This window comes from Exiguobacterium sp. B2(2022) (assembly GCF_028823655.1).
GTDB lineage: Bacteria > Bacillota > Bacilli > Exiguobacteriales > Exiguobacteriaceae > Exiguobacterium > Exiguobacterium aestuarii_A.
This window is the reverse complement of the sequence record NZ_JAPEHX010000083.1, coordinates 1-9,686: the sequence shown is the minus strand read 5'-3', so window position 1 is coordinate 9,686 and position 9,686 is coordinate 1. Positions and strand designations below refer to the sequence as shown.

Annotated in this window: 9 protein-coding genes; all 9 read left to right on the top strand. The window is 46.8% G+C overall.

Annotation, left to right across the window (positions count from 1 at the left end; translation table 11 throughout):
- The first annotated feature begins 113 nt into the window (after nucleotides 1–113).
- Entirely contained in the window at nucleotides 114–590 is a 477-nt protein-coding gene (locus tag ON063_RS13620; RefSeq protein WP_214697106.1) for a CtsR family transcriptional regulator, read from the top strand.
- Nucleotides 591–595: 5 nt separating this feature from the next.
- Entirely contained in the window at nucleotides 596–1,030 is a 435-nt protein-coding gene (locus ON063_RS13615; protein ID WP_214697108.1) for a UvrB/UvrC motif-containing protein, read from the top strand.
- Entirely contained in the window at nucleotides 1,030–2,073 is a 1,044-nt protein-coding gene (locus ON063_RS13610) for a protein arginine kinase (protein ID WP_214697110.1), read from the top strand. The genes ON063_RS13615 and ON063_RS13610 overlap by 1 nt, the downstream gene beginning before the upstream one ends.
- A 24-nt stretch (nucleotides 2,074–2,097) precedes the next feature.
- Entirely contained in the window at nucleotides 2,098–4,533 is a 2,436-nt protein-coding gene (locus ON063_RS13605) for an ATP-dependent Clp protease ATP-binding subunit (RefSeq protein ID WP_224863699.1), read from the top strand.
- 57 nt (nucleotides 4,534–4,590) lie between these two features.
- A complete protein-coding gene (radA, locus tag ON063_RS13600) occupies nucleotides 4,591–5,967 on the top strand; it encodes a DNA repair protein RadA (protein ID WP_074032385.1) in 1,377 nt (458 codons plus the stop codon).
- 113 nt (nucleotides 5,968–6,080) lie between these two features.
- Nucleotides 6,081–7,145 carry a PIN/TRAM domain-containing protein gene (locus tag ON063_RS13595; protein WP_074032388.1) on the top strand — a complete coding sequence of 355 codons (1,065 nt, stop codon included), beginning with the start codon at nucleotides 6,081–6,083 and terminating at the stop codon, nucleotides 7,143–7,145.
- Between the two features lie 56 nt (nucleotides 7,146–7,201).
- Nucleotides 7,202–7,882 (top strand): 2-C-methyl-D-erythritol 4-phosphate cytidylyltransferase, encoded by a 681-nt coding sequence (ispD, locus tag ON063_RS13590; protein ID WP_274665487.1) that lies wholly within the window; start codon nucleotides 7,202–7,204, stop codon nucleotides 7,880–7,882.
- The gene (gene ispF / locus ON063_RS13585; RefSeq protein WP_074032390.1) at nucleotides 7,879–8,352 is read left to right on the top strand and encodes a 2-C-methyl-D-erythritol 2,4-cyclodiphosphate synthase; all 474 of its coding nucleotides are present in this window, start codon (nucleotides 7,879–7,881) and stop codon (nucleotides 8,350–8,352) included. The genes ispD and ispF overlap by 4 nt, the downstream gene beginning before the upstream one ends.
- Before the next feature lie 45 nt (nucleotides 8,353–8,397).
- Nucleotides 8,398–9,686 (top strand): glutamate--tRNA ligase (gene gltX, locus ON063_RS13580; protein WP_274665486.1); only part of this gene is annotated, 1,289 nt, incomplete at its 3' end.

The window sequence follows — 9,686 nt, the reverse complement described above, 5'->3', positions numbered from 1 at the left end:
TTTTTTTTATTGATTGGCGGTGCTCTCATAGAGAGCATCGCTTTTCGTTTGCCTTTTTTTAAATCAATGATAAAATATAGTCAAAAGTCAAAGATGGTCAGAGGGTGGTGGAGATGAGAAATATTTCGGATGTTATCGAACAGTATTTGAAGCAAGTATTGAAGGAAAGTCAGGCAAATGCAATCGAGATTAAACGCCAAGATATCGCGCAACGATTCGAATGTGTCCCATCCCAAATCAATTATGTCATCAACACACGTTTTACCGTCGAAAAAGGATATTTAGTAGAAAGTAAACGAGGTGGCGGTGGATATATTCGGATCCGACGCGTCATCTTACATGAAAAACAGGATGTGCTCTCTAGTTTGATGGATGTCATTCATGAGCATCCACGTCTGAATGAACAACTCGTTGAAAATGTGCTCGTGCGATTAGTGGAAGAACAAATGATGCACGAACAAGAAGCGCAATTGATTTACCATCTCTTATCAGATGAAGCATTAAACTTACAAGTTGATGATCGCTCTTTTATTCGACGTCAACAATTGCTGGCACTGATGAAAGTACTTCGTTATCGTAATGGGGGATAAGTCGTATGTTATGCGAACGTTGTAAACAACGACCTGCTGTCAATGAAGTCGTTGTGATGGAACAAGATGTACCCGTAAAAAAACGATTATGTCGACAATGTACGGTAGAACTGATGACAGGATATGTACCGGTCGTGAAGCGATGCCCGACTTGCCAGATGACACGCCAAGACCTATTGCGTGTACGAAAAGCGGGATGCGCTACATGTTATACCGTATTTCGGGATGAATTGATTAAGATTACTCGTCAATATCAACAAGGACATGATCATCATATCGGTTCAATCCCTGACCAGCTACGCACGCCACATGAACGGATTGAAGAACGGCTCGAAAAGTTGGCAGGGGAGTTGAACCGCGCTGTCGAACAAGAAGATTATGAACGGGCAGCACGCATTCAAAAAGAAATGAAGCAATTAGAAGGGCAGGGAGATGTCTGATGGAAACTTTCCTAACACATCCACTTGGTCCAAAAATGAAAGAACGTGCCAAGCTCGATGATTTGGTCGTTTCTACAAGAATTCGACTGGCGCGTAATGTCAAAGACACGGTATTCTCTCCCGTACTTTCTAAAGAAGGAGAACGTCAGCTTTGCGATCGTCTAGAAGGGCGTTTACGTGGGTTGAAAGGATTCGAATATCTTCATATGCGTGATTATGATGAAGTGACACGACAGGCGTTGATGGAGAAACACCTGATTAGCCCAGCCGTTGCAACCAATGAAGAGAGTGCGGTCTTCTTAAGTGAAGATGAAACCATCAGTGTATTGATTAATGAGGAAGACCATTTACGCATTCAAACGCTACTTCCGGGATATCAAGTGAAAGAGGCGTTTGAATTAGCGAAACAAGTTGATGCATTATGTGCAGAATCCCTATCGTATGCGTTTGATGAACAGTTAGGCTATTTGACGACATGTCCGAGTAATATCGGAACAGGACTTCGTGCCTCGGTCATGTTACACTTGCCGGGACTCACCTTAACGGGACGAATCAGTCCAATCTTACGAGAACTTCGAAAATTGGGCTATACGATTCGAGGTCGTTATGGTGAAGGTAGTGATGCAGCGGGTCGCTTGTTCCAACTGTCGAATCAACGGACATTAGGGAGTCACGAGTCACAGTTACTGGCTGACTTTATGGAAGTGACAGAACAAGTGATTCAAGCAGAGCGTCATGCGCGCGAAGAACTCGTTGCGAATCGACAGGAAGAGTTAGAAGATCAATTTTATCGATCATATGGTATTTTGCGATATGCAAAATTACTATCTTCTACTGAAGCCATCGAACGATTATCTGATTTACATTTAGCGAGTGACCTAGGAATTTTGTCTGATTGGAGTCCACCAAAGTTCCATGAACTCATTGTTCGGTTACAATCAGGTTTTCTACAAAAACATTTCGGGAAAACATTATCTACGCAAGAACGGGATCGAGAACGAGCGACCCTCGTTCGTCGAACGTTAGATCAAGGCTTAGTTTGATCCAACTACAAGGAGGTTTTGTCAATGATGTTTGGACGATTTACAGAACGAGCACAGCGCGTATTAGCTTTAGCACAAGAGGAAGCAGTACGTCTTGGCCATCATAATATTGGTACAGAACATATTTTATTAGGATTGGTTCGTGAAGGAGAAGGGATTGCGGCAAAAGCGCTCTTCGCTCTCGGATTGACTTCTGAAAAAATTCAACAAGAAGTAGAATCATTGATTGGACGCGGTTCCGAGAATGGATCGACGATTCACTACACACCGCGTGCGAAAAAGGTCATTGAACTCTCGATGGACGAGGCACGTAAACTAGGACATTCATATGTTGGAACGGAGCACATCCTTCTTGGATTGATTCGTGAAGGCGAAGGTGTCGCGGCACGTGTCCTCAATAACCTTGGAATCAGTTTGACGAAAGCACGTCAACAAGTATTACAGCTTCTCGGTAACACGGAGTCTTCTTCAAATGCTTCACAACCAGGCGCGAGCGCTGCAACCCCAACACTTGATGGGTTGGCACGCGACTTGACGCAACAAGCACGTGAATCGCGTTTAGACCCGGTCATCGGCCGCGCAGGTGAGATTCAACGTGTCATTGAAGTCTTATCTCGTCGTACGAAAAACAACCCGGTTCTTATCGGAGAGCCAGGTGTCGGGAAAACGGCAGTAGTCGAAGGTCTCGCTCAACAAATCATTAACAACGAAGTACCTGAAACACTTCGCAATAAACGAGTGATGGTACTCGACATGGGTACACTCGTAGCAGGTACAAAATATCGTGGTGAGTTCGAAGATCGATTGAAAAAAGTAATGGACGAAATTCGTCAGGCAGGAAACGTCATTCTCTTCATCGACGAGTTGCACACATTGATTGGTGCGGGTGGTGCAGAAGGTGCGATTGATGCGTCGAACATTCTCAAGCCGTCATTGGCTCGTGGTGAACTTCAATGTATCGGGGCGACAACACTTGATGAATACCGGAAGTACATCGAAAAAGATGCAGCGCTTGAACGACGCTTCCAACCAATTCAAGTAAATGAACCGACAACAGAAGAAGCTGAACAAATCCTACTCGGGTTGCGCGATCGTTATGAAGCGCATCACCGCGTAACGATTACAGACACAGCGATTCACGAGGCGGTCGTTCTGTCTGACCGTTACATCTCGGATCGTTTCTTACCGGACAAAGCGATTGACCTCGTTGATGAGGCGGCATCAAAAGTACGACTTCGCTCGTTCACGGCACCACCGAACTTGAAAGAGTTGGAGTCACGCCTTGAATCGATTCGTAAAGAAAAAGACTCTGCTGTTCAAAGCCAAGAGTTTGAAAAAGCGGCTTCTCTCCGTGATACAGAACAAAAGTTACGCGATGAGTTAGAAGAGTTGAAAGCAGAATGGCAGAACAAACAAGGAAACGAAAAACTTGAAGTGACGAAAGAAGATATCGCTCAAGTTGTCGCAAACTGGACAGGTGTGCCGGTCACGAAGATTGCCGAGGAAGAGACAGACCGTCTCCTCAAACTCGAATCCATTCTTCACAACCGTGTCATCGGTCAAGACGATGCGGTGAAATCGATTTCCCGCGCCATTCGTCGGGCTCGGGCTGGCTTGAAAGATCCAAAACGTCCAATCGGTTCATTCATCTTCCTCGGACCTACCGGAGTCGGTAAAACCGAACTCGCTCGCGCAGTTGCCGAAGCGATGTTTGGGGATGAGGATGCGATTATTCGAATCGACATGTCAGAGTACATGGAAAAACATGCGACGAGCCGTCTCGTTGGTTCGCCTCCTGGTTATGTCGGTTACGAAGAAGGCGGTCAGTTGACAGAAAAGGTACGCCGGAAACCATACTCGGTCATCCTTCTCGATGAAATTGAAAAAGCGCACCCTGAAGTGTTCAACATCCTACTTCAAGTGCTTGACGACGGGCGCTTGACGGATTCGAAAGGTCGCACGGTCGACTTCCGAAACACCGTCATCATCATGACGTCAAACGTCGGGGCCGCAGCGCTTCAACGTAATAAATATGTTGGATTCACAGTCGAAGATGATGTGAAACGTGAGTATACGGAAATGAAGGATAAAGTACTCGAGGAATTGAAAAAAGCGTTCCGCCCTGAGTTCTTGAACCGGATTGACGAAATCACGGTCTTCCATTCACTTCAAAAAGAGCACATTCAAGAAATCATCAAGCTTATGGCAGAGACACTCAAGAAACGTCTTGCCGAACAAGGAGTTGATTTCAGCTTGACGGATGCGGCGCTCGACAAGATTGCCGAAGTCGGCTACGATCCGGAATACGGGGCTCGCCCTCTCCGTCGTGCCCTTCAACGAGAAGTGGAAGATCGCCTCTCAGAAGCAATGCTCGGCGGCACAATCGCTAGAGGCAGTAAAGTTGCGCTCGACGTACAAGATGGAGAGTTTGTCGTTCGTAACGAAGGTGTGGTTCAGTAAATCATTCAGCTCCCTCGTTGTTTATGAGGGAGCTTTTTTTAGACAGGAAGGAAGCTTATGGCCAAAATTAAAACGAAATACGTCTGCCAATCGTGTGGATATGAATCAGCCAAATGGATGGGACGTTGTCCAGGTTGTAATGAATGGAATACGCTCGTTGAGGAGTTTGTCGAAGAGAAGAAAGCCAAACGTGGCGCAGCGTTTGTGCATAGTTCATCTCGACAATTGAAGCCAGAACGGCTCGCAAACGTCGTCTCACAAGAAGAGACACGCGTGCACACGAATAGTCGTGAATTTGACCGTGTGCTCGGTGGTGGGATCGTGCCGGGCTCACTTGTCTTAGTCGGAGGGGACCCAGGAATCGGGAAGTCGACGATTCTGTTACAGGTCAGTGCACACCTAGCCCATAGTGGTAAAAAAGTGCTCTATATCTCAGGTGAAGAATCACTCAAGCAGACGAAACTGCGAGCGGAACGTCTCGGCTTACCGACCGAAGACTTGTTTGTGCTCGCTGAGACAGACATGTTGATGATTGAACGTGTCATTGATGAAGAACAACCCGGGTTTGTCATCATCGATTCGATTCAGACGGTATATATGGATGAGATTCAATCGGCGCCAGGAAGTGTGTCACAAGTACGAGAATGTACGGCAGCGCTCATGAAGATTGCAAAAACACGAGGGATTGCTGTGTTCATCGTCGGTCACGTAACGAAACAAGGATCGATTGCGGGTCCACGTTTACTCGAGCACATGGTCGATGCGGTACTTTACTTTGAAGGGGAGCGTCATCATACGTTCCGTATTTTACGCGCAGTGAAAAACCGTTTCGGTTCAACGAACGAAATCGGGATCTTCGAGATGAAAGAGAGTGGCCTAGAAGAAGTCCTCAACCCGTCCGAAATCTTTTTAGAAGAACGAACCGCCGGTGTTTCCGGTTCGACGGTCGTCGCTTCGATGGAAGGGACAAGGACAGTGCTCGTCGAACTACAAGCACTCATCTCGCCAACATCATTCGGTAACCCGAGACGTATGGCGACGGGAATCGATCAAAACCGGGTCGCGCTTCTGATGGCCGTCCTTGAGAAACGCTCTGGCTTATTGCTTCAGACGCAAGACGCCTACTTGAAAGCAGCGGGTGGCGTCAAACTAGATGAGCCTGCGATTGACCTCGCGATTTGTGTCTCGATTGCCTCGAGTTTCCGCGACCGCCCGACTCGTCCGACGGATGTCTGCATCGGTGAAGTCGGATTGACTGGAGAAGTGCGACGCGTATCACGTATTGAACAACGTGTCGCCGAAGCCGCAAAATTAGGATTCACACGTGCCATCATTCCGAAAAACAACATGGGGGGATGGACTGCTCCGGCAGGGATTGAAGTGGTCGGCGTCGGAACGGTAGACGAAGCACTGCAGTTGGCGATTCCGTTTTAACGGATCGCCAATGGCAGTTTTTAACGCTTTGTAACGAACGTGATTGAAAAAACCATGTTACAATGAAAGTGTTATTTTTGAAATTTTATTTCATAGAGAAGGAGGTGGAATGAGTGAAGATTGCTGTACGAATCGGATTTATTTTGATTGGTCTCGTCGTAGGTTGGTTCGGAATTATCGAGGCAACATTATTATTGGGGGACCTCGGCATGAATGTGCCGGAGTGGTTAACGATTCCATACGTAGCAAGTTTGATTGGTGGACTTATCTTCTTCATTCTTAGTTTATTCTTAACCGATGGTGTTGTTGCATTTATTCGTTTTGTCGAAGAACGGCTCGTCCGTTTACCGGTAGGGGATATTTTATTCGGTTCGATCGGCCTCATTATCGGGCTCTTGATTGCCTTTTTGATCAGTGTCTCGCTTGAAGTAACGAACATTTTCTTACTGAGTAAAATCGTTCCAATCTTTGTCACGGCACTGTTTGGTTACTTCGGTTTCGCGGTCGGGTATCGGAAGCGTAACGAATGGATCAAACTATTTGTAAAGAGTGAGCGGGAGAAACCTGCGGCTGAACCGGTGCAACGTTCGAATGATAAAATCTTAGATACGAGCGTCATTATTGACGGTCGTATCGCAGATATCGCCACGACTGGGTTTGTGGAAGGTACATTGATCGTTCCGCAGTTCGTCATCGGAGAACTTCAATATATCGCGGATTCATCGGATACGTTGAAACGAAACCGTGGTCGTCGTGGACTTGATATTTTAAAAGAACTGCAAGAAAACAAGCGAATCCAAGTTGAAATTTATGATGGGGACTTTGAAGACGTACCAGAAGTCGATATCAAATTAATCAAGTTGGCAGAGTTGAAAAATGGGATTGTCGTCACGAACGACTACAACTTAAACAAAGTTTGTGAAGTGCGAAATGTTCCAGTCTTGAACATCAATGACTTAGCGAATGCCGTCAAACAAATCGTCATCCCTGGCGAAGAAATGGTCGTCACTGTCATTAAAGAAGGGAAAGAACAAAATCAAGGTGTTGCCTATCTCGAAGACGGGACGATGGTCGTCGTGGAAGGTGGACGTAAGTTGATCTCGAAGACGCTTCCTGTCGTCGTGACGAGCGTGCTGCAGACATCTGCAGGCCGAATGATTTTTGCTCGTCCTGAATAACGAACAAAAAAGAGACGCGTGAGCGCTCTCTTTTTTCACGAAGAGAGGTGTTTGACATAGTATCTTATACAGTTGTGATCCCGGCTGCGGGAAGAGGGAAACGAATGGGAGCGGATGCGAACAAACTCATGTTGTCGCTCCGTGACAAACCGATTATCGCGTGGACGTTACAAGCGTTCGATACCGATCCTTGGTGTGAACGAATTGTTTTGGCGATTCGTCCAGAGGAACGTGACTGGTTTGAAGCAATCACGGCACAAGTCGAAACACCGATTACATATGTAACAGGTGGGGAAGAACGACAACAGAGTGTCCATGCGGGGCTTAAGGTGGTTGCCCCCGATACGATTGTGATGATTCATGACGGTGCCCGTCCGTTTGTAAAACGTGAACAGCTGCATCAAGTGGCAGAAGCGGCGTTACAAGGTGGCGCCATTTTAGCAGTACCGGTCAAAGACACAGTTAAACAAGTCGAACGTCATCAAATCGAACGAACGGTTCCTCGGGAAAATCTATGGTTGGCGCAAACGCCGCAAGCTTTCCAGGCCAAGGCGATTTTAGCGGCACATGAACGAGCGGTCGAACAACAGATGATGGGAACGGACGATGCGAGTTTATTCGAATGGCTTGGTGAAACGGTACAAGTCGTTCTTGGAGACTATCATAATATTAAGATGACGACGCCGGAGGATTTATTGTTTGGTGATGCGATTTTAGCGAGGGAGGACTTACAATGAGAATTGGTCAAGGATTTGATGTACACGCATTTGCGGAAGGACGTCCATTAATTTTAGGAGGGATTGAGATTCCACATGAACGTGGTCTACTCGGTCATTCCGACGCCGATGTGTTACTCCATACGATTGCCGATGCAGCGCTTGGAGCGATTGCGGCAGGTGACATCGGGAAGCATTTCCCTGATACGGATCCTGAATTTAAAGATGCGGATTCGAAAGAATTGCTTCGCCACGTATGGCAACTTGTGAAGGATGAAGGATATGTCCTCGGAAATGTGGACGCGACTGTCATGGCACAACGTCCAAAACTACGTCCTTATATTGATGAGATGCGAGCGGTCATTGCCGACCTACTCGAAGCGGACATCGAACAGGTGAACGTGAAGGCGACGACGACAGAGAAACTCGGCTTCACAGGACGTGAAGAAGGAATCGCGGCGCAAGCGGTCATCTTACTCAACCGGGCTTGACAGAAATGGTATACTATTTGGGCAGAAGAGAAGAAAGGTGGAACTATTATGAGTGAAGTGCGTGTACGCTATGCGCCTAGTCCGACGGGGCATCTCCACATCGGAAATGCGCGGACTGCGTTGTTTAATTACTTATTTGCTCGTCATGCAGGCGGGAAATTGATTCTTCGAATTGAAGATACTGACCAAAAGCGAAATGTATTAAATGGTGTCGAGAGTCAAATGAAGTATTTGGAGTGGCTCGGAATCGATTGGGATGAAGGTCCAGGTCGTGATGGAGACTACGGTCCATATTATCAAATGGAACGTCTTTCACTTTATGAGAAATACGTCAACGAATTGATGAGCAAAGGTCTTGCTTATAAATGCTATATGACATCAGAGGAGCTCGAAGCAGAACGTGAAGCACAAATCGCGCGCGGCGAAGCACCGCGTTATTCTGGTGCGCACCGCAACCTGACTGTCGAAGAACGTGAAGCGTTTGAAGCAGAGGGCCGCAAGCCGTCAATTCGAATTCGCGTGCCTGAAGGCGTGACGTATAAATGGACGGATGTCGTCAAAGGCGATGTCTCATTCGAGTCGAAAGACTTTGGTGATTGGGTCATCGTGAAACAAGATGGCATTCCGACTTACAACTTCGCGGTTGTTGTCGACGACCACTTGATGAAGATTAGCCACGTTTTGCGTGGAGACGATCACATCGCAAACACACCAAAACAGATGATGGTATATGACGCACTCGGATGGGAATATCCTGAGTTCGGTCACATGACGCTCATCTATAACGATCAACATAAGAAATTGTCAAAACGTGATGAATCGATCATCCAGTTCATTGAACAATATGCGGATCTCGGTTACTTGCCAGCAGCGCTCTTCAACTTCATTTCTCTTCTTGGCTGGTCACCAGTCGGAGAAGAAGAAATCTTCTCGAAAGAAGAGTTTATTGAAATGTTTGATGCGAACCGCTTGTCGAAGAGTCCGGCTGTATTTGACCAACAAAAACTTTCTTGGATCAATAGTGTATACATGAAGAAGGCCACGCTTGACGAAGTAGTGGCACTCAGTTTACCATTCTTACAAGAAGCAGGACGATTACCCGAGGCGGTATCTGTCGAGGAGGCAGATTGGGCAACAAACTTGATTGCATTGTATAAAGAACAAATGACGCACGGGGCGGAGATTGTCTCGTTGACGGACTTGTTCTTCAAAGATGAGATCGAGTATGACGAGGAAGCGAACGCTGTCCTTTCAGGGGAAACGGTTCCCGCTGTCCTTGCAGAGTTCAAACAACAGCTCGAAGGAATCGAAGACTTCACACCAGAAGCGATTAA